Origin of the sequence: Paenibacillus sp. FSL H3-0333 (assembly GCF_038002805.1) — a bacterium.
Taxonomy (GTDB): Bacteria; Bacillota; Bacilli; order Paenibacillales; family Paenibacillaceae; genus Paenibacillus_AQ; species Paenibacillus_AQ silagei.
Genome location: NZ_JBBODG010000001.1, coordinates 5,899,550 through 5,925,538, shown reverse-complemented (window position 1 = coordinate 5,925,538; position 25,989 = coordinate 5,899,550). Strand labels below are relative to the sequence as shown.

The window sequence follows — 25,989 nt, the reverse complement described above, 5'->3', positions numbered from 1 at the left end:
AAATACCGCTGCTGCAGGAGCTACTCCTGAGCAGGTGCTGTTGTCCCCAAGAACTCGCTGCCTACCGAATAGCGCTTCTGCTGATTGACCGCATCCCCCAGCCACTTCACAAGCTTCACACCATCCTGCTCCGCCTGATAGAAGGTCTCCCGGGTGGAAAAAGTGTGCGGGGTTGTCCCGTTCTCAGCGTTCAGCCCGTAATCCGTCAGATAGTAATAATAATTAGGAACCGTTGCAGCTAGAGCAGCTACTGATTGCCGCATTTCCTCTGACCACTCTTTAATAAGTTTCTGGTCCCGTGGTCCGTTGTAATCGTTAATCTTGTTCTGAAAGTGGATCAGAATCTCATCATATACCGAGTAGGCTTGTAAAAGCACCGTACCTGCAGGCAGCAGCCGGCCATTCGCGCGAAAAGCAGCCCCGATGATATCTGCCTCCGGCGCATACCCGAAGGTTGCAGTGAAATCCGAGTCCCATTCCTGCTTCATCACCTGCGGCCACTTGTCTGACTTCAGGAAGGAGCTGTCCGCATATTGGAAAATCTCAGAATCCCGGTAATGTGAAGCAATCTCGGGCGCCCAGAAGGCTGACCCGAATCCGCCAGCACTTTCGCCTGCAATCAGCAGCTTATCTGGCTTAGCCACGTTCGCATAGATCCAGTCAAGGCTGCTGCGCACATTAGTACGCCCGTTATACCGCATGGTGAAGGTGCTGCCGTCCTCCCGCGGATACGTAGCGGTGCGGTTCCCAATGTGGAAGTCACCTGTGGAATAAGGGAGGTAGACCACATTCCAGCCGTGAAAAGGATTATCCGGGTTGTCCGTATCCATCATCCCGCCCAGCAAAGTCAGCATATAGAACGGAATGTCAGCGAAATAGTTGCCTGTATCCCCGCCTTTAATAAAGTTCATAATTTTAATAGGATGTGCAGCGCTCCGGGCATCCCAGCTGACCCCGCCGCCGGAAAAGAAGATGATCCAGTTGTTGCTCTCACCAGTCTTAGTCCATATGAAATACTCTGATCCATCACTGGAAAGGGTATTCCCGCCCAGCTTGACCTTATTCCACTCGTAGGGCTTCGCTTCTGCGATTACGGGGGTAGTGGTCACCGGCCGCTGGATTACGAAGGCGTAGACCGCAACAATGGCTATGACAACAACGCTCAACAATCCAATACCCGTAAATATCGTGATTTTCTTCATTCTGCTCATCTCATCGCCCCTTTACTAGAAGTATACGTCTAGTTAACTTATTACACAAGGAGTATACTTAAATCTGATGAGACAAGCTGAAAATAAGCTTTTGGCGGACTGTTAAATCTATGATTATCAATATAAAAGCTTTAATTTAGATATTCCAAATATAGTATTTTATGATAGTATTATCTACAGTTCTGTCGGCCGATAGATCAATACTCCAAGAGGGATTTGAAAAAGTGAAAAAAATGAAATTGAAATCGCTGTCAATTCTGTTTAGTTCGATAATCTCCGCTTCTCTATTTGCAGGCAGCGTATACGCCGCTTCTGGAGCCCGTATTCATGATGTAACCTCCCAAGTACAACAGGGCAGCTATCTGTGCTGGGCGGCTGTATCCAGCATGGCTGGACAATATCTGGGGAAATCCAGCGCCACCCAGCAAAATATAGTGAAGGCTGCAAAGGGCATATACATGGACACGGCCGGGACGGTCTACGATGCCCAGGCAGGACTTGCCGCCTATGGCGTAAGCTCATCTGCATCACTAAGTGTGCCGTCGTACAATAGTTTAGTCAGCAATATAGATAATTACTCCAATGTTCTTGCGTTCACGAGCAAGGCTGGCTCGAGTATTGGCCATGCCTTTGTAGTTAAAGGGTATTACTACAACACCACTAACAATATTCAGAACTTATATTATATTGATCCGGCAGATGGTTCGAGCAACGTTCAAGGCTATTCTACGTTCAAGAGCAATTCCACTTATAAGTGGGTTAATACAGTAAACAATATTAATTGAAATTAATGATCTAATACAAACAACAATTGGAGGGCTTTTTTTGAAAATTCGTGCGTTGCTATTAACCGCTGTCCTGGCTCTATCACTGGTTGGAAATGCGGCATATGCCGATGCTGGTCTTGAGAAGGCTGGGGCAGAGATCAAAGGGGCCATTGAGCAGGAATATAAAGAGTATTATGCGGATAGCCTTGAAGCCCAGAAGGATAACTTTCATGGTACGGGCAAAACAAGCTTTCATGAGGCCACTCTGGGGGAAGGAATCCCCTATTACCAGTTGAATGTCCATGACAACTCCATTTCACATGAAATGGCAGGTTATAAATTTCCTCTTTATCTGGAAGAGGCCCAGGTTGGAGTGATCGAAGCTACACTGGAGTCAGGGGCATGGACCATCTATAACATCAGTAATCATAATGATTTTGACAACACCGTGAAGCGGCTGGAAGCAGAGTATGCCGGAAAGGGCACTGTAGAGCTTATTGACGACAAACGCTACGAGCTGGATTATCTCTATATAAACAATGAGGTTAACGAGACCTATATTGATTTAACGAATGAGCAGAATATCAGTCCTTCAGAGGTTAGGGATGCGGTTAGCGAATCGGCAGATGCCTTGAATTCTATGAACCGCAATTCCAATGAAGGGGCAATCCTGGTGGGTGGTGGCCATCATGCCGCTTCTTCTGACGGAGGGCATAACTCTTTAATTACAGCTATCGTCCTGTTCGGACTATCTCTTGTCTTTGCTGTCCCGGTTGTAATCTCCGCTGTCCAGAGAAGAAGAGCCTCAGACGTATTGCAATGAGATTGGGACGAAACGAATGAACCGGCTCATAGGATTATTCCTAATGCTTAGCCTGGCACTGCTGGCCATAATGGGATGCAGCAACAAGGGGGGCGCCGCCGAAGGTGAGAATGACGAGCAAATCGCCGCCAGATATGTTGAGACTCTTGGTTACAGGATCGTTGACCCTGCAGGAGAAGTTGCCCAATACACATTGGATCAGACCATGCTTGAGAATCTGGATTACATGCAGCTCTGGTCGGTGCAGAAGCAAGAACCTGATGCCTATTTCGGCAAAAAAATCATAACTTACCGATTCCTCGTAGAGAATCATCCCCTGGAACAGCAATATCCCCCGGACGAATACAGGATTGCCGTAAATGTCATGCTTGCAGATCATGAGGTCATAGGCGGAACCTCGGGTCCGCTAAGCATAATCAAGAATCTCATCGTGGCCGGCGGAGAGTACTCCATCGAAGGGAAGACGCTGAAGGAGATCAAAGGGCTGGATTATTCGCAGTGGCTGGAGCATTGGAAGGAGAGCTATGGGACTGAAGTGAAGTGAAGATAGTAAAAAGGATGTTAAGAGTGTGCATACACTCTTAACATCCTTTTTAAGTTAATGTATTAACGAGTTCCACCTCAGCAATCTCTTGAACTGTATAGAAATCATTTGATTGAAAAGCTTTACTCAAGGCCGGAGTGAATTTAATATGGCGGTTTTTATGACTTCCTTGTTTAAATTACGATATAATTATCCCTAAGATTACCAGTGGAATGATAAGAACCTGGAGGGATTGTATGACACTATCCAAATGCCTCAAGCTTCCAATGATATTGTTATTTGTCTTGATCTTATGTACAGCCTGCCAAAGTCATAAGGAGCCAGGAACGAGCGGCTATATTTCGTTAAATGAATTAGAGAGCTTAGTGGACAAGGGAGCCGCACTGAATTGGAGCGATTTTGACAAGTATCCGTATGAGGATATCGGTTCAGGAGTGTATATCAGAAAGTACGAGATCGAAGGGGAAGGACAGTTGTTAGTTAGGGGGAAAAGTCTGGAAAATCCGCCTGAGCAAATTTCTACTGTGGATCAAAAGGGTGAGGAGCAGGATGTGCTGCTATGTGTTAATCCGATATGACTCATGTGGAGGTACATTTCACGGAAACTACGGATTATCTATCGTGCTGATGACATTCATCATAAGACTTGCGATCATGCCGCTCATTCTCTATTACTGTAATCGCCTCTGACGTTAGGATCTCCGCTTTCAGTTTCAAGTTCGATCCTTATTTAATTAACCATTCTCAGTTTAATAAATTCCCTCAATCGCTTGAACAGCCAGCCTCAAAGCCTTAATTCTCCGCTCCAAAAGCGTTCTCTGTGGACTGCCCGCCTTTGACTTGGCATAACTGTTCTCCACGGAAGGGGTTAAACCAGTGAGAACCTTGCCGGCTTCTGCTAAATCTTCATGTGTATATGAATGAGGCTTTTGATTCCAGACATTTTCCAGAACTGCTAAGCCGATGGATACAGCATGGAGCCGTTTGGTTACCAGGGTAGTATTGGCGCCACTTTGAGTCATTTGGGACAAAGCGCTCTCAAGTTTTTTGACTGTGGATTGCATAGAGGTTATGGATTCCAATTGATCTGCATTAGATACATTTTCCATGTACACTATCCTTTCGTTGCTTCTGAATTTATAATTCATGCGAGTTTTTATTTCATAAGCTCATCGGGATAACTCAGACTATTAACCGACTCGCCGTCGCCTACAGGGTGACCGTGGATCATTTGATCGACATCTATTTTTTGTTGTGTGTTTTTCCCATTAACCTGCTTGAACGAACATTCCCGAAAGATGGACTTGCGAAGGACGTAACGTCACAGTCTACTATAGACATCTAAGAGGTCTTATTAGAGAAAAGCAAAGGAGGGTATTCGTTGGAGCTTACAATAGGGAAATTTGCCAGCGCTGTCAATACAACGATTAGGACACTTAGACATTATGAGCAACTTGAGCTGCTTGTTCCGGGTAAGCGAAATGAATTCAATCAGAAAATATATACCAGGGATGAATTGAAGAGATTCTACAATATCCAGCTGCTCAAAAGCTTGAACCTGCCTTTAGACGAAATTAAACAAAGGCTTGAAGAGCCGGAGTATTCTTTTAGCGACATGTTAGAGGTTCAAGAAGCAATGCTTCTCGATAAGAGAGATAGAATAAACGAGTCTCTCGATATGATAACCAGAATCAAGAATCTAATCCATGAGGCCGGTGACTTAACTACTGAAGATCTTATGTTACTTATGAATGCTATCCAGTTAGAAGAAGATCAAAGAGTGATATTAAATCAATATTTCTCTGCAAACACGGTAGATACTATAATGCCAAAAGGTAAAGCTCAACAATCCGAATTAGATAGGTTGAATAGGAGACTGTTATCTTTCTTCCGAGCAGCAATCCAAAATGAACTAACCCCCGAAAGTCACGAAGTACAGAGAGAATTAAAAGAACTGTTAGAAAGGGTACCTGTAGCTATAGATGAGCTGTCTGATTCAAAACAGTACCTGGAACAAAAGCTGGACATCTATAAAAGCTTATTGCCTGTTGATGTGGTGGAGTTTGCAGGACAAGCGATCCAAGTGTTTTATAAAAAGGGTAATGAATAAAGGGGTGACTTTAGGTATGAGTTCGTTAAGTTCAAGACAGCATTATAAGCTATTGCTGCAAATCTTGCTGGGATTAACACCGTTTTTAATATTGGGTCTGATCCTTATTGGGATTTTTAGGTGGGGAGAGATCATGCCCTTTATGGTTTCGCTGTTTGTCCCGGATGAGATCTCTTATCTTTCAGTCACCTTACTGGGCTTGATCGTCGGTACGACTATAGTATTAATTAGCATAGGTATCATCATAAAAACAAACACAGAGCTTCCTCCATCGCAAGGTGCGGAAATGATCAATAAATTATTGAAGACTCCAAGCGGTATTGCCGTTAGTTCACTGGGGGGAAGCTTTTTTGAAGAGTTTTTCTTCAGGGGTGTATTAATAGGGTTGTTTATTGGTTATAGCCCGATCATCGACGGAGTCGTCATTCTTATAAGCTCCTTTCTATTCTGGATCATACACGTACCGCAATATAAAGGCATTTATGTAGCCTACGCTATCGTATTTATTAATGGGCTGGTCTGTGCTTTATTGTTTTATTATACAGGTTCCTTGATTCCTGCCATCCTTGTACATGCGATTTACAATCTTGGAATAGGGATTTATTTTATAAAAAGAAGCTATTAGGTTTACCATTCATTCTCCTCTTCAAATTCCCTTTGATTACAATAAAAGGATGTTTAGTAGGGTTAGAGATTAAATAATCCATTACATAAAAGAAGGTATTTAAAACGGCTATTGTAACGCTGCTCTGCAACCACCCCCACGGTAGCATTCTGAATTAACTTTTCACACCAGCGGATAATCTGTTCCGATTATAGGATTACGGCAAACATAAGGGTAACTATATTACCTAATTGTGAGGTGTGAATAAATTGAAAAAGTTCTTAATAACAAGTGTAAAAGCGATTTTACAAGTGATCTTTATTGTGTTTTAACATTTATTTGTTATTCGTTTTTTGAATCTGAAATCAGAAGCATGGGAGGAAGAGGCGGTACGACAAGCATACATTGTTTCTTTCGTTCTAATTATCCTCTTGTATGCAACTTGCATGATTTCATTAATAACAAAAAAGCTTAGATATAACCTAATATGGTTTTGCATAAGCACAATCCCTAGTGTTAGTCTTCTAATGCTTTTTTATAGCAGTAGAGAAAATGAACCTACTGAAAATAATTTTATAGATTTGAATTTTGATAGTGGATTTTTTGAATTAGTAATTATCGTTCCTGTTATATACTTTGTAGTACAAATAATTTTTATTTTTGTGCTATGGGTAATGAAATTTTCTAAAGAAAAATAGTTTGTTTTGTTGTTGTTGACCATGTTTTAGACCATAACGGGTGCAACAACGCTACCTTGTACCTAATACAGCATCAGATTTAAAAGGATGGATAAGCTTGTGAAACCCTATCAACTCAAAATATAGCGGACCAGAGATCTTATCCCCGCGAAAACGCCACTTTTTGCAGCTTAACGGACTCAGGCGACCTTAGTGTCTCTCTATGAGACGTTTCGGAGCCGAAGTGCTAAGGATAAGGCCTTTGAAGTCCGTTACTCGCCCAAATGACGAATTCCTTCCCGAATAAGAGCGCCTCAGTCCGTTACGCCAAGCCAAGCACCTCTCCGCATATCCGGAGGGGCGCTTGTCGTTTATAGATTAATAATAACCTTTACTCCTCAACCACCTTAGAAGAACTAGGCGTGTTCTTATTCTTATACACCCACATCGCGTACTCCAGCGGGCGTACCAGCGCTTTGCGGTAGGTGCTGTTGTCGCCGGAGCGGGCGAAGACCTCGCGGGCGGGCTTGGGGTTGACTTCCAGCACGTAGATCCGGCCCTCGCGGTCAATGGCCAGATCCAGGGCCAGCTCGCAGAGGGCGCCGAAGCTGTCTTCGAGATAGGCGGCAGCCTCGATCCCCAGCTTCTCAGCAGCGTGCATGGCCTTGTCGGCACGCTCTTCGCTGCCGAGCCACTGCTTCAGCAGCGTCTCGGCCTTCATCGCATGCCCGCCGCCATGGAGGTTCGAGGTGACGCTGCGGGCGGCGCCCACGCGGCCGGCCATGCCGGTGAACTCCCAGTCGCCCTGGCCGTTCTTCTGCACCAGCATCCGGTAGTCGTGGAACCGGCCGCTGGGCAGCCGCAGCGGGATGCCCTGCTGCACGAGGAATTTACCGCTGATGCACCACTGGCGGACGATGGTCTCCAGCCGATTCAGCGATACCTTGCGCGGGGCGATGATCTGGCGGCTCTGGCGGCGTCCCTGGATATCGAAGAGGGACTTGCCTTCACGCTGGCGTTCGATCCGCAGGATGCCGCGCCCCCCGGTGCCGTTAATCGGCTTGACGTAGACGACGGGGCTTACTTTCAGCATCCGGTGCAGATCGGCAGAGGACTGGTAGAGCAGCGTCTCCGGCATATGGGGCCGGAAGCGGCTCCGCTGGGAGAAGGTCTGATGCACCGTCCATTTATTGCGCAGCGGGCGGTTCAGGAAGGTCAGATGGTCGTACCGCGCACGGAAGCGCAGCAGCTGCTGGAAGCGCTGGCTGCGCTGAATCCGGCAGCGGTCATAGATCATATTCGGGAAGGAGCGCCATTTGCGCGACCATACTCCGCTTTTGACATCATAGACCATCGCATTGATCAGATCCTTGCTGACATGTACATCTGCCGGGGTGAACACAAAGACATCCAATCCAATCCGGCTGCCTTCAATAATCATCCTCCGGTATACACTCTTCTCTTCGAGCTGCTTGGCGTCGTTCAGATACAGGGTGAGGATGCCTAGGACGGGCTCTGGCACAGGAGTTCACCTCCTTGCGGGAGAATGGCGGGATCAACTTCGCTCCCCGGGGAACGCAAGAGCAGGGTGGGCTTGCCTGTAGGGCCGGTGACCAGATCAACAGCGGAAAGGCCGATGTTAAAGCACATCTTGAGGCTGGCTGCATTGTCGCAGGCGACATGGCATTCCAGCTGCCCGAGGCGCTCCAGCTGTGCAGCAAGCAGGGCTGTGCCCGTATGCCTGTTCCGGTACAGGGGATGGACGGCGACTACACAGGCCTCCTTGCCGAAGCCGGACACGAAGCTGACGCCTGCGAGCTGGCGGCCGTTCTGACCCCGCACCGTGGCAACGAGCAGGGAGACCCCCGGCAGGGCGAGCTGATCCGGTGTCAGCCGGGCCAGCCTCCTGCATCCGCGAAGTGTAATCCGCTGCTCCCCATACTCCCTCAGGAACTCAAGCAATCCGTTTCGCCTGGATTCCCACTGTACGGGATTGCTGTCGTAGAGTGAGGATATCTGCATGGTGTCACTTCCTTTGACGGGTAATGGATTATTTGGATTGGCGGGATAGATGATTGCCGTATTGGAAAATGCGTTCGAGTGACAGCTTGCGGATTGCCGGCTCGTCGAACTTCATCGGGCGGGAATTGGCTTCAAAAAACCATACTCCGCCTTCTTCATCGACCCCGAGGTCCATCGACATCTCGCCCAGCATGCTGGATGAAGCCCGCTCAATCTGCCGGGCCACCAGCAGCGCCGTGGTAGAGACATTCTTCAGGATAACCTCTGCCTGCTCGGGCCCGAAGGTTCCCTCCAGCATGCTGGAGGGGTCTTCAATGCTGCCGCCGCGCGGAACATGGGTGGTGATGCTGCGGGCCCCGGCCAACCGGGCGCCGATACCGGTTACCGCCCAGGCACCCCGGCCGTTCTTCTGCAGCAGCACCCGCAGATCGAAGGGGCGGCCGCGGTGTCCGGCAAGCACGATGGCTTGCTGGACAATATAGCGGGCGGACCCTTTTTCACGGCCGATTCGGGCCCATAGCCTTTCGACAGACGCTGCTTTGTAGGTGGTGTTTTTTTTGCCGCTCTGAATCTGCAGCCGGTAGGGAAGGAGAGTGTCCGGCCGGTATCCCAGCCGCATGATGCCTTTGCCCGCCTTGCCCTTCTCCGGCTTGAGATAGAGGCTCTCGTGATTCTTAAGCATCGCGGTAAGGGTCGCCGCGCTGCGCAGGCGGCGGGTTTTGGGCACATGCCTCGAGGTGGCCTTGGATTCCTTGAGCCACTCGAAGAGATTCCATTTATTGAAGAAGCTCGGATTGTACAGCGAGATCTCGGGATGCTCCAGGCACTCGGCAATTTTGCGCGCGACCGGTGCCTTCTCCTCTTCCTCGCGGTTGGGAATCCGGTTATAGATGACCTGCGGCAGCGGAACAGGAATGGCATACCAGAGCTTTCCGCTGGCGGAGGGCACGTAGCCGGTCACGGTCTGTTCATTCAGCTTCAGGTCACGGACCGTGATGACATAGACCATATAGCCCATTTCTCTGCCGGTACGGATAATGTCGCGAAAGTTATTGCGGTTACCGCGGAACTGCTTAAGCCGGTCACTGGTGGTCAGAATGGCGATTACGGGCTTGCTGGGATCGGGTATCCGGCTGTTCACAAGTCATCCCTCCTGCGGAATTTGCTGAGATACAGACAATGCTCCAGGATGTGCTCAATGGAAGCTTTGCCCTCAGCGCGCAGGGAGGGGTGGCGGAAGATAGAGCGTCCCGGTTTGGCATTGGCCTCGAACATCCAGATATCCTCATCCTGGTCAATGCCGAGGTCGAACCCGATCTCGCCGAGCAGATGGCGGTGCTGGATCTCCAGAGATTCTGCTAGCTTGACGGCAGTGGTCTTGGCGCGCTGGAGGACTTCATCTGATCTGGCCCCGAATACACGGCCGAGGGCCTGCTGCGGGGTCAATAGCGCTCCGCCGTTCTTCAGATGGGTGGTAACACTGCCCCGTCCGGCTTTTTTGGCCCCGATTCCGACGACGACCCATTGATTGCTGCCGTTCTTGTGCATGTGGAAGCGGAAATCAATCGGGCAGTTGTCAATCTCAATAAGGCGGATACCCTGCTGGACCACATAGTTCTGCATGCTCTGCCCATGGCGTCCCCGCAGCATACGCATCAGGCTGTCGAAGCTGGTGAAGCGCAGCAGCACATTCTTGCCGCTCCGGCGGTACCGGGCGAAATACCCTTTCTTCGGCAGGTAGGTCAGGCGGTAGATGCCGTGTCCCAGGCTGCCGGCCGAGGGTTTATAATAGACGAAGTGGTGACGGTCGAGCATATCCCGCATTTGTTCGGAGCTGGGGTTACTGTGCGTTTCAGGCACGAAGCGGTTCGCTGCCCCGTCATTCTCCAGCAGCCGGTAGACATCCGATTTGTTGAAAAAGCTCCAGTTAAAGTACGGAATCTTCTTGCGTCCGAAGCGCTCGCGCAGCTGGTTGATGTAAGGGGAGGTCTCAGCTCTGCGGCTGGGCAGGCGGTTATAGACGACATCCGGCAGGGGCACCAGCTTGCGCTCGAAGCGGCCGCTTGCCGTCAGAAAATATCCGTTGACCTGTTCCTGCTGCCAGTCGATATCCCGCGGCATGAAGGCGAAGATGTAGCATTTGTTGCTGCCTTCGCGCAGCAGCTGCTTGATGAAGCCGGTGCGGGAGCCGAAGGGCTGCGCAGCAGAAGCGGGTCCGTCTGAGAGCACACCGACCAGCGGCCCGAGCTGCACCTCGTCATTCTGCAGATTGCGCAGGTAGATGCCGCCGGACTTCGGGACCTTGATGGCGCTTTTGACGCCCGAGGCCAGGAAGAGGTGCTTGCCGGCACGCTTGATCGGCTTGATCGTGGCCGGGATGGCATCTTTTCCGAGGCGCAGGCGGATATTTTTCTTGCCGGATAATTTCAGGCTTCTCATCAGTTCACCCGAGACATATACTACTCGATCAGGCTGCTTGGTGAAATGTACATTGCAAAAAGTGAGACCCATTTATGAATCCTCCTTTGGAACCATAGATATCATTCTCCCGTGTGAACGGAGCTGCCCGGGAGGCAGCTTGTGATGGCTGCTTGAGCTAAGCAGCAGATGGCGCGCATAGCGCAGCGGGTTCTCGGCGGCGAGTCTAGCAGCCCGGCGGTCGCCCGTCAGCCGGAACACCGTGCGCCCTGGCTTGGAATTGGCTTCCAGCAGATAGATTCTTCCTCCGGCATCGATACCAAAATCCAGGCCCAGCTCTCCGAGTCTGCCGCAGGATTCTTCCAGCAGCGGAGGCAGGAGCGCAGACGCCAGGGTCAGCTCCTCCAGCAGGTCTCTTCCTGCCGCGCCGTATTCGTCCAGCAGGAAGGGGAGAGCAGGAACGGCCGTGCCTCCGCCGTGCAGATTGGAGGTCAGTGATCCCCGGGTGCCGAGCCGGACGGCCATGCCGGTCAGGGTCCAGGCACCAGTGCCGTTCTTCTGCATCAGCACACGTACATCGAACGGCTGTCCTCCGCTGCCGGTGAGATGCAGGTAAGGTTGTATGATATAGCGGTGCTGGCCGATGAAGCGGCCGATCCAGTCCAGACCTTCGTCCAGCGTACCGAAAACATATTGAAAAGGTTTGTTATCCCGGTCTCTGCCCCGCACCTTCACTCCGCCGCCTTCGCTTCTGCCGAGCAGTACAGCGTGCAGGGTGCGCTTGCCGTGGGAGCCGGTCCGGGGCTTCAGAAAGACGCCGTATTCCCTTCCGGCGAGCATATTGCCAAGCGCTTCGCGGCTGTTGTATAGCTCAGTTTCCGGCAGCAGGGGGGCGGCAGCGGGGCTGCGCCGCAGAATCTCGTAGACTCCCCATTTATCAGGAAGCCCGCGTGACCAGGGCAGACAGCGGGTCAATACAGACAGGGCAGCGGAAGCTGCCCTTTTCTCCTCCGGTGTCCGGTAGAAGCAGCGGTTATAAAGAATGTCGGGCGGCGGAGCCTGCGCAGGCTCCCATTGTCCGTTCTGCCATTGATATCCGCGGACATAGGAGCCGTCCGCAGCCACATCCTCCGGATGAAAAACAAGGACCTTCAGCTCATACAGCGGGGCCGCACGGCAGAGATGACTGCAGAACTCCGGCTCTGCGATGGGAGGAATCCCGTGGCGACGGCCTGTCATAATGCCAAGGAACCCCATTGCTGTTGTGGTCATGATGTCCTCCTTATAATCCGGCCAGATAACGGCAGTATAGAATCATTTGTTTGACTGAGGGTCTGATTTTCTGATCATTCAGGGGTGTGTTGTCGTTCTTGGACGGCTTGGAGTTGACCTCCAGCAGCCAGATCCGGCCGGATTGGTCAAGTGCAAGGTCGATGCCGAGCTCCCCGAAATGGGCGGGAATGTAGGTCTCAACCCCTCTTGCAATGGCCAGCGCCGCTCGGGGCAGCTGAATCTGGGTGCTCTCTTTGACACCGGCCGGAAGACTGCTTTTGCCGACGGCTTCCTTGACCGTACTGAGCGTGCCGCCGCGGGCAAGATTGGAGACGAAATGATTGCTTCCGGCGGTCCGGGCTACGATGGAGGTGACGCCCCATTTGCCGGTGCCGTTCTTCTGTACCAGTGCCCGGAAATCGACCGGCCGCCGTCCAAGCTCCATCAGGGAGAGACCCTGCTGGATCTGGAAGCGGGTGGTTTTCATCTTGGGGGCAATGGACTGAAATAGCTTCGCCAGGCTGGAATAGCTCTGCTTGCGAGTGCCCATCGGAGTGGTGGACAGCAGCCGGTAGCCGCCGCCTTCCTCCTTGGAAATGCGCAGAATGCCCTTGCCCAGGCTGCCGCGTACCGGCTTCAGGAACACGCTGGAGTAGCTGCTGCACATTTTTTTGAGTATGGCGAAGCCGTTCAGGGCATGCGATTCGGGCAAGTACCGCTGCAGGGCGGGGTCCAGAGCCAGCGCCTCGAATACCTCTGTCTTGTCTAGGAACTTTTCGTTGAAGAAGTGGGTTCCGTAGCGGGATTTTACATCTGCCAAAAAATGCTGTACGCTAGGTTTATTCTCTACCTTTCGCGTGGTCAGCCGATTGTTGATCACATCGGCAACAGGAAGACTCAGCTTCCGCCAGCCCTCATCGTAGACCCAGCCCTGGATGGTAGTGGTGCGTGATTCCAGCGCTTCCGGGGTGAAGAAATAGACATAGGCGCCTTGTGCATGGCAGGCATGAGTCAGCTCCCGGCAGAACATGGTGATCTGGCCGAAGACCCGCTCCGGCTGTTCGGGATGGTCCCGGCTCACCAGGACGCCAATCATCGGCCCCAGACGCAGAATGCGGCTGCCGGTGCTGTAGGAAGCGTTAAGCGTCAAGCGCTGTCTTAAGCCAAGCCGCCGGCCGAGTGCCTCACTTACACGCAGGCTGTCGGATTTGGGGACAGGAATTACAGTAACCTCCTGCCGGAAAGAGCCGAAGTTCAGCTGAATGGTTCCGTGCGCCGGTATTTTGAGCCTCTTCATGGATTTGTCGCCTAGCATTACAGCATTTTCCTGCAGGATGCCCGAGTGGACCGTTTGAACCGGGATCTTTAGCTTAGACATCGTGAATCTCCTTCCGGTAGGCAAGCATGGTGCCGGCAATATGAATCTTGAGGGTTACATATCATTCATCATATGGAGACATCTGACCCTTGGTGATTGACCTATTCCCGAAAAAGCCGTGCCGGGCGGATTAATATCGCCGGCAGCCAGGGGGCTGGCAGGCGCACCCTGGACCGGAGGGCGGGAGCACAGAAGGAAGTAGGCGTTCCCGGGAGGAACTTGCGCGGCTGTCAAATTTGGGCGCGTACAGCCCCCGGGCTGGCTGCTGGACAGGCATAGATCCGCTGCCTGCTGAATGAGCGGGGGCTTTTGAAGCGAAGCAGAGACGAACATTATTTGGAGGAGGAAATAGAATGAACGTGATTGACAAGGCGCATGAATTGGCGCGTGCCATTAAAGACAGCAGTGAGGTATCTGATATTACCAGTGCAATGAAGGTGATCGAAGCAGATCCGGAGAGCAAGCAGATGCTCGACAACTTCCGCCAGAGCCAGATTGAGCTGCAGCAGCGGATGATGAGCGGGGACATGCCTCCACAGGAGGACATGGAGAAGATGGAGAAGCTCTTTGAGGTGCTTAACCTGAACCTCGGCATCCGCCGTCTGTTCGACGCAGAACGCCGCCTTAGTGTAGTCATCGAAGATGTGAACAAAATCATCACAGACAGCCTGTCCCAAATGTACGGCGCACAATAAGCACCGGCAGCGCATCGGAGATTCTCTCTGATACAAAAAAAGGGTGATTTCAGGGCCATTTGGCTCTGGAATCACCCTTTTAGTCTAGTGCAGCATCCGCTTTAAAACTGTAAGAATGAACCTCAGGGTGTTAAAGGCTGAACATGAACATCGAGCAACTATTAGACTGATCCTGCACCCGTTACCGACTTCTGCTCTTACATTCAAGTAGTTGATTGTATTTCCTGCAATAGAAAATGCATTACTGATCGTAAAATGAGATTCTATTGTATTTCATACAGTGGAATGTTGTGTTTTGGGTGAAAATATGGCCTTTTTTCAACATTCAATTGTACGGAATGCAATAGATTCTATTTCGAAGCCTTTTTTACAGCATTCCATTGTACAAAATGCAGTTGCTATCGTGCCAACGCCTACTGCATCCTAATGACTGCTGCGGGATTGAGCGCTGCCTCATTCCGGAAGCCATGCAGGATAGAATCTGCTGACAAGGTATGATCATCCTGCTGAAAAATTACGCAGCTTGTCTCATATTTCAGGACTCAGGTTCATAGAATAGAGATATAGATTCATTCTAACAATCCTGTAGAGCGAAGGAGCGGTCCTGCAATGAGAAAAAGAAGTAAATTCAAACATTCTGTGTATCTGCTGGTTGCCCTGGCTATGCTGTTATACGCGCTGCCGAAGCTGTCTTTTCAGAATGGTTCCGGCTGGGTGCTGGGCTTCGGTCTTGTCTGGTGTGTCTTCGCGTTCCTGGTTATTGCCTCACATCTGCATTTTATTATCGGAGTGGATGAAGAGAAGCAGAAGCGTCTGGATGCCGTCCGCAAGGCCAAGCTTGCACAGTGGCAGGGCCAGTGGAACGAAGAAGGCCGGGTGTCGCAGAGATCATAGTTCCGGGATTAAGCTAACGGTGCAAAAGTACCCCCGGTTTGCCTGTGCGGCGGACCGGGGGTTACCTGTGCGTGCCGCTCCTGCCGGAAGTAAGGTACGCGGTGTTATATATATATTCCCGGCTGTACTCATTGATGTCATTCCTGGGAAGGCCCGTTCTTTCCGCATACCTCCCATACATTTATAGTTGCTTGTCATAGAGCTGTCATAACTTTTGAAAGATACAGTGTAACCTGTTGTACTCCGGTGCGGACAGCATGTATAATGGGTACAGAATAGTACAGATCGGGGTATGGGGGTGTAACAGTTGGAAGGTCAAGGAGATAATATTACAAAGCATGAACAACTGCTGCAGCACATTGAGAGTCTGAAGGTGGGAACCAAGATCTCCGTCCGCAAGCTGGCGAAGGAGATGGGGGTCAGCGAAGGTACGGCTTACCGTGCAGTGAAGGAAGCGGAGAACCTGGGGATCGTCATTACCAAGGAACGGATTGGCACAGTCCGGGTAGAGAAGAAGCCGCGCAATATTTCCGAACAGCTGACCTTCGGGGATGTCGTAGATATTGTTGAAGGGCATGTGCTTGGCGGAGCAGAGGGTCTGAACAAGCATCTTCATAAATATGTGATCGGTGCGATGAAGGTCGATGCCATGATCCGGTACATCGATGCGGACAGTCTGCTGATCGTAGGGAACCGCGATGATGTGCATTCGCTTGCACTGGAGCAGGGGGCAGGCGTCCTTGTAACGGGGGGCTTCGGCACCAGCCGCGAGGTCAAAGCGCTGGCCGATGCGCTGGACCTGCCGGTCATCTCGTCCAGACATGATACGTTTACGGTGGCTTCGATGATTAACCGCGCGATCTTTGACCGGCTGATCAAGAAGAAGATCATGCTGGTCGAGGATATCGTGGAGGGCAAGCTGCGCCTGAATACACTCAAAATCTCCAGCACTGTAGGAGAGCTGCGTGAACTGTCGCAGGCCAGCGGCGAGCAGCGGTTCCCGGTCACGGATGAGTGGAACCGGGTTATCGGAATTGTAGGCCGGCGTGATGTGGAGGATCTCAGCGAAGGGCAAATTATTGAAAAGGCGATGGTGCGCAGTCCGGTCACCGCTGCACTCCAGACCTCGCTGGCTTCGGCGGCGCAGATTATGATGTGGGAGGGGATCGATTTTCTGCCCATTGTGGACCGCAACCGCAAGCTGGTAGGGTCGGTCACCCGGCGTGAAGTGCTGCAGAGCCTGCGCGACGCCAGTAATCAGCCGCAGCTTGGAGAGACGTTCGATCATCTGATCTGGAACGGGTTTGCCGACGAGCGGGATGAGGAGGGAAGACTATTCTTCCATGGCTTCATTACCCCGCAAATGGCAACTGATCTGGGGACGATCTCGGAAGGGGTTCTGTCCACCCTGATGACCCTGTCCGCCTTCAAAGCAGCCAAGGACATCACCGGGAACGACTATGTACTGGACAATATGTCCACCTATTTCATCCGTCCGGTACAGATTGAGCATTCCATCACCGTCATGCCGAAGCTGCTGGAGATCAGCCGCCGCACCTGCAAGCTAGAGATCGAGATCAGCTATATGGATACCATTGTTGCCAAGGCCGTTCTGATGCTGCAGTCAATTGACCATGGGTAGCTGGATAAGCGGGTAATGATGGGTGAATAACGATTTTCGCGAAAATATCTAAAATAGACCAGGCTGTCCTGCAGGCGATCAGGAGGGGCAACTGGTCTATTTGTATGGGCGGCGGCTGAACCCTCAGCTTCCGCTGCGCATCCGGCTGTAGTAGCTGAAGCTGCGCAGTCCCGAGAAGATATTGAACAGGCCCAGCAGCAGAAAAGCAGCCTCAATGACCACGTTAAGCGTCGAGCCGCGGAAGATGAACATCGACATGAGTGAAAGCGTGACCAGCATTCCGCCCAGCAGCATATTCATGATCGAGCGCCTGGTGCCTTGTATGAGCGGGTCGGCGGTTCTGCGGGAAGAGATGCTGTACGCGGCGGCGCATACCATGAAGATAACGAGCAGGGCAAACAGCAGATACTTAATGAACATAATCATGAACGGACAGCTCCTTTGTGGAAGACCGGGCAGTCAGCGTAGCCTCAGCCGGGCACTCTGTATCCTGTGATTGTGATTTGTCCACTATTGTATCATGATTCGCGCCTCAGCTGCGCTTATAAGGGCTGATTTCCACCCAGATTTGCAGCACGCCCTCCATCACCAGCATGGTGCGGATTTTGACGGTGTATTCCTTCTCGCGGGCCAGATAGATTTTGCTGTCCAGCAGCAGGCGCGCCAGCTTGCCGTCGGAATCGATATCGAACATGCTGCGTCCGCGAAGCGGCTCCAGATCACCCGCCAGCTTACTGAGGACCTCCTTGGTTGTTACCGGGTCCAACGTCGCGGCACTATCCTTGATCTTGCTGTCCTCGCTGCGCACCTTAATCTCCCGGATCACGGTGGAGGTATTATTGTACTTTTTGAGCGTGAGAATGTCATTCCGGTACTGTTCAATTTCCAGCCGCAGATCCTGATTGTTGAGCCAGAGTATGTTATAGCCCATGTTATAAATTGCGTTATACAGGGCGGCTCCCACAATCATCCCGAGGACAAATACAGCAGCAATCTGCGAGAAACGGCGGTAGCGGTCAAACGGCGGAAGTCGCATGTATCTTTTCACCCCTTGAAGGATAGGCATTTGGTTGGAGGCGTGATGGTTCTACTTGCCGCAGACCCACTTGACCAGCTCGCTGCCCATATGAGCGCCCAGGAAGGCGAACACCAGATAGAGAATCTGCTTGATCGCCGGGGAGAGATTGCCTCCCAGCATATTGCTCTCAATGACCCGCATCGGGTCGATCGTTCCGCCTACTGCGGCAGCTAGTGCCCATATCTTAATCCGGTCTGCGATTTCCAGCATGGTATCGGTTGGCGGCTGAAGAGAGACGACGGCTCCGATTCCGCCCAGCATCGCTCCGCCCAGCACTATGCCGAACGCGATGAAGAAGTCGAGGACGGCCTTGCTTAAGAAAATATCCATAAAAAGCTCCCTCCTTAGATCAGGCGGCTGCCTGGCTTTTGCCTGTCCATATGCTCTTAATCCATTCTATGGGCGGCTCCCCCTCTAATATGATAAAATAGTTTCATCTTATGTTTTGATTTGGAGCTGAAGGGAAGTGGGGAATATGAGCCCATTCGTGCATTTGCATGTGCACAGCGAATACAGTTTACTGGACGGGGCGGCGCGCATTACAGATCTCGTACGCCGGGCCGGCGAATACGGCATGACATCGCTGGCGCTGACGGATCATGGTGTGATGTACGGGGCCATCCCTTTCTATAAAGCCTGCCGGGCGCAGGGAATCAAGCCGATTATCGGCTGTGAGGCTTATTTGACCGCAGGCTCGCGCCGTGAGCGGGGGAGCCGTAAGGATCAGCCGATCTATCATCTGATTCTGCTGGCGAAGAATATGACCGGCTACCAGAATCTGATGAAGCTGATCTCCATCGGCCATCTGGAGGGCCAGCATTACAAGCCGCGCATTGATATGGAGGCGCTGGCCGCACATTCCGAAGGCATTATCTGCCTCAGTGCCTGCCTGGGCGGTGAAGTACCGCAGCATCTGCTGCACAGCCGGGAGGATGAGGCGCGTAAGGCGGCGCTGCGGTATAAGGAGATTTTTGGAAGCGACTTCTATCTGGAGCTGCAGGATCACGGGATACCGGAGCAGAAGCGGGTGAATCCGCAGCTGATAGCACTTGCTGAAGAGCTCGACATTCCGCTTGTAGTGACCAATGATGTCCACTATATGGACAAGGAGGATGCTGAGGTCCAGGATGTGCTGATCTGCATCGGCACGGGCAAATCCGTAGACGATGAGGACCGGCTGAAGATCGGAACGGACCAGCTGTTCTTCAAAAGCGGAGAGCAGATGGCTGCGCTGTTTCCGCATGTGCCGCAGGCGATAGAGAACACGCAGCGGATCGCTGAAGCGTGCAATCTGGAATTGACGTTCGGCCATCATATTCTCCCGGAATTCTCGCCTCTGCCGGAAGGGCTGGATGCCGCTGCTTATCTGCGCGAGCTGTGCCGCAGCGGGCTTGCGCAGCGCTACGCGGATACTCCGCTCTGGGAGTCGCCGGAGCAGAAGGAGACGGCCGAGAAGCGGCTCGACTATGAGCTGGGAGTCATTGAGAGCATGGGGTTCAGCGATTACTTCCTGATCGTGTGGGATTTTATCGCTTTTTGTCACCGCAGCGGTATTGTTACAGGTCCGGGCCGTGGTTCCTCCGCAGGGAGTCTTACCGCGTACACGCTGAAGATTACCGATGTGGACCCTCTGAAATATAATCTGCTGTTCGAGCGTTTCTTGAACCCTGAGCGGATCACGATGCCCGATATTGATATCGACTTCAGCGACGAACGCCGCGATGAGGTTATTGCCTATGTGGTGGACAAGTACGGTAAGGAGCATGTGGCGCAGATCATCACCTTCGGTACGATGGCGGCCAGGGCTGCTGTCCGTGATGTGGGCCGGGCGCTGAATCTGCCGTATAACGAGGTGGACAAGGCGGCGAAGCTGATTCCGGGCCAGCTCGGCATCAGCATCACCCGGGCGCTGGAGAGTACACCTGAGCTGAAGGCGCTGTATGAGAGTAATCCGAAGACCAGGACGCTGCTGGATACGGCGATGAAGGTGGAGGGCATGCCGCGCCATGCTTCGACGCATGCGGCTGGCGTGGTCATCTCCAAGGGGCCGCTCACCGATGCTGTTCCGCTCCAGGCGGGCAATGAGAGCACGGCGCTCACCCAGTACTCCATGGAGCATCTGGAGAGCGTTGGGCTGCTCAAGATGGACTTCCTCGGGCTGCGGACCTTGTCGATTATTGAACGTTGCATGAAATGGGTGAAGGAGATGACCGGGAGCGTGCCGGATTTCCGCTTCATCCCGGATCATGATCCGCTAACCTATGAGATGCTTGGGGCAGGCGAGACCACCGGCGTATTCCAGCTGGAATCGGCAGGCGTACGGCGGGTGCTGAAGGACCTGAAGCCGAGCGGGTTCGAGGATATTGTCTCAGTGGTAGCGCTATACCGTCCGGGTCCGATGGAATTCATCCCGAAATTCATCGGGGGCAAGCACGGGGAGTTCGAGGTCGTCTATCCGCATGCGGATCTGCAGCCGATTCTGGCCGATACGTACGGCATTATCGTCTACCAGGAGCAGATCATGCAGATTGCCTCCCTGATGGCCGGCTTCTCGCTTGGCGAAGCAGATCTGCTGCGCCGTGCAGTATCCAAGAAGAAGCGGGAGACACTCGATCAGGAGCGCAGCCACTTCGTGGAGGGCAGTCTGAAGCAGGGCTACAGCGAAGCGGATGCCCATGCGGTCTATGATATGATCGTGCGGTTCGCCAACTACGGCTTCCCGCGCGCCCATGCGGCTGCTTACGGGGTGCTGGCCTTCCAGACCGCTTATCTTAAGGCGCATTATCCGGTGCAGTTCATGGCCGCGATGCTGACTGCTGTGATGGGGAGCCACCGCAAGGTGGCGGAATATGTCCTGGAATGCCGCCGGTCCGGGATTGGCGTACTGCCGCCGGATGTCAACGAGAGCGGAGTGCTGTTCACTCCGGTGCCCGGCGAAGGCCGCGGGCATATCCGCTTCGGGCTGGCTGCGGTGAAGAATGTCGGCACACAGGCTGTGGAGAACATTATGGCAGTCCGCAAGGAGCGGCCGTTCGACAGCCTGCTCGATTTCTGCCGCCGGGTCGATCTGCGGGTCTGCAACAAGCGCGTGATCGAATCGCTGCTGCAGACCGGGGCATTCGATGCGCTGCCCGGACACCGGGCGCAGCTGCTAGCGATGCTGGATGAGACAGTGGACGCGGCAGCCAAATGGCGCAAGGAGCGCGATGAGCTGCAGATCCAGCTGTTCGATGACCTGATCGAGACGCCGAACTGGGAGATCCGCTACCCGGATATTCCGAGGTTCAGCGGAACCCAGCAGCTGGAGCTGGAGCGTGAGCTGCTCGGGCTCTATCTCTCCGGCCACCCGCTGGATGACCATGCGGGGCTGCTGGAGGAGCCGGGAATGCAGAAGCTGATGGATCTTGGCGAAGCAGCGGATGAGAGTATGACCGTGACGGCCGGTATGGTCGTGTCGCTGAAGGAGATCACGACCAAAGCCGGTAAGGCGATGGCTTTTGTGGAGTGGGAAGACCAGATCGAGCGCTGCGAGGTCGTACTCTTCCCGGAGGTGTGGAAACGCAGCCGCGCCCTGATTGAGAAGGGCGCCCTGCTGGCCCTGCGCGCCAAGGTGCAGCAGGAGGATGAGGGCTTCAAGCTGCTGGCCGAGGAGGTAGCTCCGCTCACCTCGGACAGCGTGCGCGGCCTGCTGCAGCGCCGCAGCGCCGGGTCCCGGCCCGCCTACGGCGCGGGCCGCAGTGCCACCGCAGGAGCGCCTGCGACCGCTCCTGCAGCCCGCACGGGCGCCGGTGGCCCCGGCGCCCGGCCCGGCAGTGCAGCTGGCGCCGCCGCTGCACCGGGCACGCGCACACCGGCGGCACAGCCGCCCGGTGCGCGCGCTTCTGCGGCCGCTGCGCAGGCCGCGCCTAAGGTCCCGGCCGCGGCAGACGCGCGGCCGGGCAGCCCTGCCCCGCTGCGCACGGGGCAGGACCAAGCGCCTGGCGCCCAGCGTGTCTTCATCAAGATCACGCCGGGCGCTGAGCTGAAGGGTCTGCTGCCGCGCCTCCAGGCGCTGCTGCAGACCCATCCGGGACCCGCAGCGACGCTGCTGTTCTATGAGCGCAACCAGAAGGTGCTTGCGCTGAGCGACAGCTACCGGATCGAGCCCTCGGAGGAGCTGTTCGCAGCCATTGAGGAGATGCTGGGTGCCGGAACCGTCCGCCTCAGATAGGAATAGCCAAGCCATCCTAGTGCAGCGTCAGAACTAAATTTATGGATTGAATCAATACAACGATACCACCCACAATTGTGTTCGGTTTTCCGATTACATTTGGCCTACGCTACTCACCGGTCCAATTGCGTTTGGTTTTATGTTAAAATTTGTTAATTATATAAACAGACGATGTTCTGTTTTTTAGCCACGCTGCTCATTTTCATGCTGGAGTTGTGCCTTGAAAGACATGTTTGTTTTCGCATACATTTGTCCCAATCCCTTCACTTTTTTAGTCGTTCAGGCCTCATCATGCCGACCCGCTTTTTTAATCTGATGCGCTACTAGGAGCATGTTCAAAGCGAACATTCACATAGGTGTATTATGTGCAATTAAAAACCGTGAAAGGGACGGCTTTCCTCTCCTAACTGTAGTCTGTACAACTAAATCTGCCCGAATAGGTGAGAACCCGCATATAGAGGCAGTTTAGTTGTATCGATTACAGCTAAATGGATAGTCGGCAGTAAATCAGACGATTTAGTTGTACAGAATGCACTTAAGCATACCCAATGCACCATAATCGGGGCATGGCAACACTGATCTTTTTAGCACATTTGCCCCCTCTTCCGCATACATTAGGGAACCAATAGAGTGAACTTATGAATCTGTCAGGCTTCACTCTCAAGTTCAGCTAAATCATAGCGGGGCATTGTCCCGTGCGGAAGGGGAATGACATCATGTCCTATCAAATGGCGGAGGATCTGCTGGAGCGCCGGGGAGTATCACTGGATTCGATCGCAGAGATCGTCTATATCCTGCAATCGGTCTATTATCCCAGCTTAACGCAGGAGGAGTGCCTGAGCAGTGTCAAGTCGGTCTTGAACAAAAGAGAGGTCCAGTATACGCTCATGACGGGGATTGCGCTGGATGAGCTGGCCGAGAAGAAGCTGCTGCCCCAGCCGTTTCAGGCGGTAATGGAAGCGGATGAGTCGCTCTATGGGGCGGACGAGACTCTGGCGCTGGGCATCACGAGCGTGTATGGAATGATCGGTCTGACCAGCTTCGGCTACCTCGATAAAATAAAGCTTGGAATTATCGGCAAATTGAATGATGATAAGGGGAGCATTCATGTATTTCTGGATGATCTTGTGGCCGGAATTGCGGCTGCAGCTTCAGCCCGGATCGCCCACGGGCATGAGGGTGCGAAGGTCTATCCCCATGTGACCGGGACCGAATAACGGCTGCTCCTGATGCGCTGCGACCGGCCTCCCGGGCCTGAGTCCTTCCTGCCGGGCTTGCTTGCGGGAAAAAAGAAAACTGTGTTATCATAATTTCATTATATTCAGGATACGGCTGGATTCGAGATTAGGGAGGCCTTGCAGGGCATGTGGACGGTAATCTATATAGCGCCGACCGCCAAAGTGGCGGAGATGATTGAGAGGAAGCTTACGGAAGAAGGATTTCTGATTAAATGCCGTCCCATCAATATGTCCAAGCAGCAGTTTGAGATTCTGGTTCCTTCGGGAGAGCTTGAAGAAGTGCAGGAGGTCCTCAATCTGATCCTGCATCCCTGAAGAGTATGGCGTAGAGATTCAAGAACATTCATGACAGCGGCAAGCTGCTATTTACGCAAATAAACGGCTGAAGAGGTGCGACCCTTGTTCAAAGATTTATTTCAGAAAAAACGGAAGTACGCGACTATTCCTTCAGAGCGTCTGGAGCGAAGCGGCGGACCGGCAGAAGGCGAGCGCCCCAAGCGGGAGATTCCCGAAGGCCTAATGAGCAAGTGTGCCAAATGCGGAACAATCCAGTACAGCAAGGAACTGGAGAAGAATTTGAAAGTATGCCCGTCCTGCGGCTATCATATGCGTCTGAATGCAACCGAACGGATTGCGATGATACTTGATCCGGAAGGGTTCATTGAGTTCGACAGCGAGATGGCGTCCATTGATCCGCTGAAGTTCCCCGGCTATGCTTCCAAGCTTGAGCAGCAGCAGTCCAAAACCGGACAGGTTGAGGCTGTAATCACCGGCCAGGGCAGCATCGGCGGACATCCGGTGATTGTAGCCGTGATGAACTTTGAGTTCTTCACAGGCAGCATGGGATCTGTGGTTGGAGAGAAAATTACTAGAGCGGTAGAAGAAGCGACAGAGCGGGGACTGCCGATGCTTATTTTCTCCACCTCCGGCGGGGCCAGAATGCAGGAGAGCATTCTCAGTCTTATGCAGATGGCGAAGACAAGTGCCGCGCTGGCCCGGTTCAGTGAAGCGGGCGGCCTGTATATCTCCGTCATTACTGATCCGACCACCGGTGGGGTATCGGCGAGCTTTGCCAGCCTGGGCGATATTATTATTGCCGAGCCCGGAGCGGTCTTCGGCTTTGCCGGACGGATTGTCATCGAACAGACGATCCGCCAGAAGCTGCCGGAGGATTTCCAGACGGCCGAGTTCAATCTGCAGCACGGACAGCTCGATCTGGTCGTGCACCGTAAGGAAATGCGCTCCACACTCACGAAGCTGCTGGAGCTGCATGATGTGAAAGGGGGATTTTAGGTTGGCAGGAGAGATGCCTTTTGAAATGCCTCTGGTAGAAATGCGCAAAAAAATCGCCGAGCTCAAGCAGTTCGGCGAAGAGAAGGGCATTGATTTCAGCGATGAGGTAGCCCGGCTTGAGGAGCGCTACAGCGAGCTGGAGAATGAGATCTATTCCAATATATCCCCGGCCCAGAAGATGCATCTGGCCCGGCATCACGTACGCCCGACCTCGCTGGATCTGATCGGGCTTATCTTCACGGACTTTATCGAGCTGCATGGTGACCGCCTGTACGGTGACGATCTTGCTGTAGTCGGCGGAATCGCCAAGCTGAACGGCCGGCCTGTAACTGTCATCGGTCAACAGCGCGGCAAGGATACGAAGGAGAATATTCTGCGCTTCTTCGGCAGCGCCCATCCGGAAGGCTTCCGCAAGTCACTGCGCCTGATGAAGCAGGCGGAGAAGTTCGGCCGTCCGATCATCACCTTTGTGGACACCAAGGGGGCTTACCCGGGCAATACCGCAGAGGAACGCGGACAATCGGAAGCGATTGCCCGCAATTTGTTCGAGATGTCCCAGCTGGCCGTTCCGGTCATCTGCGTGATTATCGGCGAGGGCGGCAGCGGCGGAGCCTTAGCGATGGCTGTCGGCAACCGTGTGCTGATGCTGGAGAATGCGATCTATTCGGCGATCTCCCCTAACGGTGCAGCGTCGATTTTGTGGAAGGATGCCACCAAGGCGGAGCAGGCCGCAGAGGCCATGAAGATTACGGCCACCGATCTGCTGGAGATGGAAGTGATCGAGGAGATTATTCCGGAGCCCAGAGGCGGTGCACACCGGGATTACGAAGCTGCGGCGGAGGCGGTTAAGGACACAGTCTGGCGTCACCTGCAGGAGCTGTCCGGTATGGATGCGGCGGCGCTGAAGGAAGACCGTTACCTGAAATTCCGCAAAATCGGCGAGTTTTCCGAGGCGGTGCTGGAGCAGGATGCCGATCAGGATGAAGCGCAAATTGTAGAGTAAGCAGGAGATGCTCTCCGGGGAATTAGCGGCAATGCCGGTACCGCCGGTTTGCACTTTTTAACACATTCCAGCTTATTCCAGGCCGCGAATAGGACAAGACCGGTTATACA

The 25,989-nt window shown here is 53.0% G+C and carries 25 protein-coding genes; 14 read left to right on the top strand and 11 right to left on the bottom strand.

Going from position 1 to position 25,989, the window contains the following annotated elements; all coding sequences use genetic code 11:
• Nucleotides 1–20: 20 nt before the first annotated feature.
• Entirely contained in the window at nt 21–1,211 is a 1,191-nt protein-coding gene (locus MHH78_RS26230; RefSeq protein ID WP_341169330.1) for a pectin acetylesterase-family hydrolase, read from the bottom strand.
• A 233-nt stretch (nt 1,212–1,444) separates the two neighbouring features.
• Here MHH78_RS26230 and MHH78_RS26225 point away from each other — a divergent pair, with 233 nt between their 5' ends.
• The 4 genes from MHH78_RS26225 to MHH78_RS26210 all read left to right on the top strand — a co-directional run bounded on the left by MHH78_RS26225 (nt 1,445) and on the right by MHH78_RS26210 (nt 3,923).
• Nucleotides 1,445–1,996: a papain-like cysteine protease family protein gene (locus MHH78_RS26225; protein WP_245368169.1), complete on the top strand. Its 552-nt coding sequence runs from the start codon at nt 1,445–1,447 to the stop codon at nt 1,994–1,996.
• A 40-nt stretch (nt 1,997–2,036) separates the two neighbouring features.
• Nucleotides 2,037–2,801 (top strand): hypothetical protein, encoded by a 765-nt coding sequence (locus MHH78_RS26220; RefSeq protein WP_341169329.1) that lies wholly within the window; start codon nt 2,037–2,039, stop codon nt 2,799–2,801.
• Between the two features lie 43 nt (nt 2,802–2,844).
• Nucleotides 2,845–3,345: a hypothetical protein gene (locus MHH78_RS26215; protein ID WP_341169328.1), complete on the top strand. Its 501-nt coding sequence runs from the start codon at nt 2,845–2,847 to the stop codon at nt 3,343–3,345.
• A 236-nt stretch (nt 3,346–3,581) separates the two neighbouring features.
• Nucleotides 3,582–3,923, top strand: coding sequence for a hypothetical protein (locus MHH78_RS26210; RefSeq protein ID WP_341169327.1), 342 nt, complete (start codon nt 3,582–3,584; stop codon nt 3,921–3,923).
• Between the two features lie 171 nt (nt 3,924–4,094).
• On the opposite strand, the gene MHH78_RS26205 is transcribed toward MHH78_RS26210, so the two are convergent.
• Nucleotides 4,095–4,454 (bottom strand): hypothetical protein, encoded by a 360-nt coding sequence (locus MHH78_RS26205; protein WP_341169326.1) that lies wholly within the window; start codon nt 4,452–4,454, stop codon nt 4,095–4,097.
• A 272-nt stretch (nt 4,455–4,726) separates the two neighbouring features.
• On the opposite strand from MHH78_RS26205, the gene MHH78_RS26200 reads away from it, so the two are divergent.
• On the top strand, nt 4,727–5,455 hold the full coding sequence (locus MHH78_RS26200) for a MerR family transcriptional regulator (RefSeq protein ID WP_341169325.1): 729 nt from the start codon (nt 4,727–4,729) through the stop codon (nt 5,453–5,455).
• Nucleotides 5,456–5,471: 16 nt separating this feature from the next.
• Nucleotides 5,472–6,080: a CPBP family intramembrane glutamic endopeptidase gene (locus tag MHH78_RS26195; protein ID WP_341169324.1), complete on the top strand. Its 609-nt coding sequence runs from the start codon at nt 5,472–5,474 to the stop codon at nt 6,078–6,080.
• Between the two features lie 1,047 nt (nt 6,081–7,127).
• Here the strand turns inward: MHH78_RS26195 and MHH78_RS26190 are convergent.
• From MHH78_RS26190 to MHH78_RS26165, 6 genes are read right to left on the bottom strand one after another with little or no spacing between them, the layout of a single operon-like run.
• A complete protein-coding gene (locus MHH78_RS26190; RefSeq protein ID WP_341169323.1) occupies nt 7,128–8,258 on the bottom strand; it encodes a YheC/YheD family endospore coat-associated protein in 1,131 nt (376 codons plus the stop codon).
• A complete protein-coding gene (locus MHH78_RS26185) occupies nt 8,240–8,758 on the bottom strand; it encodes an N-acetyltransferase (protein WP_341169322.1) in 519 nt (172 codons plus the stop codon). The genes MHH78_RS26190 and MHH78_RS26185 overlap by 19 nt, the downstream gene beginning before the upstream one ends.
• Before the next feature lie 28 nt (nt 8,759–8,786).
• Nucleotides 8,787–9,899: a YheC/YheD family endospore coat-associated protein gene (locus MHH78_RS26180; RefSeq protein WP_076082954.1), complete on the bottom strand. Its 1,113-nt coding sequence runs from the start codon at nt 9,897–9,899 to the stop codon at nt 8,787–8,789.
• Nucleotides 9,896–11,269 carry a YheC/YheD family endospore coat-associated protein gene (locus MHH78_RS26175; protein ID WP_036721599.1) on the bottom strand — a complete coding sequence of 458 codons (1,374 nt, stop codon included), beginning with the start codon at nt 11,267–11,269 and terminating at the stop codon, nt 9,896–9,898. Before MHH78_RS26175 ends, MHH78_RS26180 begins: the two co-directional genes overlap by 4 nt.
• Nucleotides 11,270–12,448, bottom strand: a complete 1,179-nt coding sequence (locus MHH78_RS26170; RefSeq protein WP_341169321.1) for a YheC/YheD family endospore coat-associated protein — start codon at nt 12,446–12,448, stop codon at nt 11,270–11,272.
• Nucleotides 12,449–12,458: 10 nt separating this feature from the next.
• Nucleotides 12,459–13,826 (bottom strand): YheC/YheD family endospore coat-associated protein, encoded by a 1,368-nt coding sequence (locus MHH78_RS26165; protein WP_076082948.1) that lies wholly within the window; start codon nt 13,824–13,826, stop codon nt 12,459–12,461.
• A gap of 353 nt (nt 13,827–14,179) precedes the next feature.
• On the opposite strand from MHH78_RS26165, the gene MHH78_RS26160 reads away from it, so the two are divergent.
• From MHH78_RS26160 to MHH78_RS26150, 3 genes are all read left to right on the top strand, one after another.
• A complete protein-coding gene (locus MHH78_RS26160) occupies nt 14,180–14,521 on the top strand; it encodes a YlbF family regulator (RefSeq protein ID WP_036691219.1) in 342 nt (113 codons plus the stop codon).
• Between the two features lie 609 nt (nt 14,522–15,130).
• Nucleotides 15,131–15,415, top strand: a complete 285-nt coding sequence (locus MHH78_RS26155; protein ID WP_036721603.1) for a hypothetical protein — start codon at nt 15,131–15,133, stop codon at nt 15,413–15,415.
• A 307-nt stretch (nt 15,416–15,722) separates the two neighbouring features.
• Entirely contained in the window at nt 15,723–17,057 is a 1,335-nt protein-coding gene (locus MHH78_RS26150; RefSeq protein WP_341169320.1) for a DRTGG domain-containing protein, read from the top strand.
• A 123-nt stretch (nt 17,058–17,180) separates the two neighbouring features.
• On the opposite strand, the gene MHH78_RS26145 is transcribed toward MHH78_RS26150, so the two are convergent.
• The 3 genes from MHH78_RS26145 to MHH78_RS26135 all read right to left on the bottom strand — a co-directional run bounded on the left by MHH78_RS26145 (nt 17,181) and on the right by MHH78_RS26135 (nt 18,465).
• Nucleotides 17,181–17,483 (bottom strand): YtpI family protein, encoded by a 303-nt coding sequence (locus tag MHH78_RS26145; protein ID WP_076082940.1) that lies wholly within the window; start codon nt 17,481–17,483, stop codon nt 17,181–17,183.
• A gap of 106 nt (nt 17,484–17,589) precedes the next feature.
• Entirely contained in the window at nt 17,590–18,093 is a 504-nt protein-coding gene (locus MHH78_RS26140; protein ID WP_341169319.1) for a hypothetical protein, read from the bottom strand.
• 51 nt (nt 18,094–18,144) lie between these two features.
• The gene (locus tag MHH78_RS26135) at nt 18,145–18,465 is read right to left on the bottom strand and encodes a YtrH family sporulation protein (protein WP_209993411.1); all 321 of its coding nucleotides are present in this window, start codon (nt 18,463–18,465) and stop codon (nt 18,145–18,147) included.
• 145 nt (nt 18,466–18,610) lie between these two features.
• Here MHH78_RS26135 and MHH78_RS26130 point away from each other — a divergent pair, with 145 nt between their 5' ends.
• From MHH78_RS26130 to MHH78_RS26110, 5 genes are all read left to right on the top strand, one after another.
• The gene (locus tag MHH78_RS26130; protein WP_341169318.1) at nt 18,611–22,345 is read left to right on the top strand and encodes a DNA polymerase III subunit alpha; all 3,735 of its coding nucleotides are present in this window, start codon (nt 18,611–18,613) and stop codon (nt 22,343–22,345) included.
• A gap of 716 nt (nt 22,346–23,061) precedes the next feature.
• Nucleotides 23,062–23,562: a phosphatidylglycerophosphatase A family protein gene (locus tag MHH78_RS26125; RefSeq protein WP_036725608.1), complete on the top strand. Its 501-nt coding sequence runs from the start codon at nt 23,062–23,064 to the stop codon at nt 23,560–23,562.
• Between the two features lie 147 nt (nt 23,563–23,709).
• The gene (locus MHH78_RS26120) at nt 23,710–23,898 is read left to right on the top strand and encodes a hypothetical protein (RefSeq protein WP_036725605.1); all 189 of its coding nucleotides are present in this window, start codon (nt 23,710–23,712) and stop codon (nt 23,896–23,898) included.
• Between the two features lie 84 nt (nt 23,899–23,982).
• On the top strand, nt 23,983–24,876 hold the full coding sequence (gene accD, locus MHH78_RS26115) for an acetyl-CoA carboxylase, carboxyltransferase subunit beta (RefSeq protein ID WP_076082930.1): 894 nt from the start codon (nt 23,983–23,985) through the stop codon (nt 24,874–24,876).
• Between the two features lies 1 nt (nt 24,877).
• Nucleotides 24,878–25,879 carry an acetyl-CoA carboxylase carboxyltransferase subunit alpha gene (locus MHH78_RS26110; protein WP_076082927.1) on the top strand — a complete coding sequence of 334 codons (1,002 nt, stop codon included), beginning with the start codon at nt 24,878–24,880 and terminating at the stop codon, nt 25,877–25,879.
• Nucleotides 25,880–25,989 lie beyond the last annotated feature (110 nt).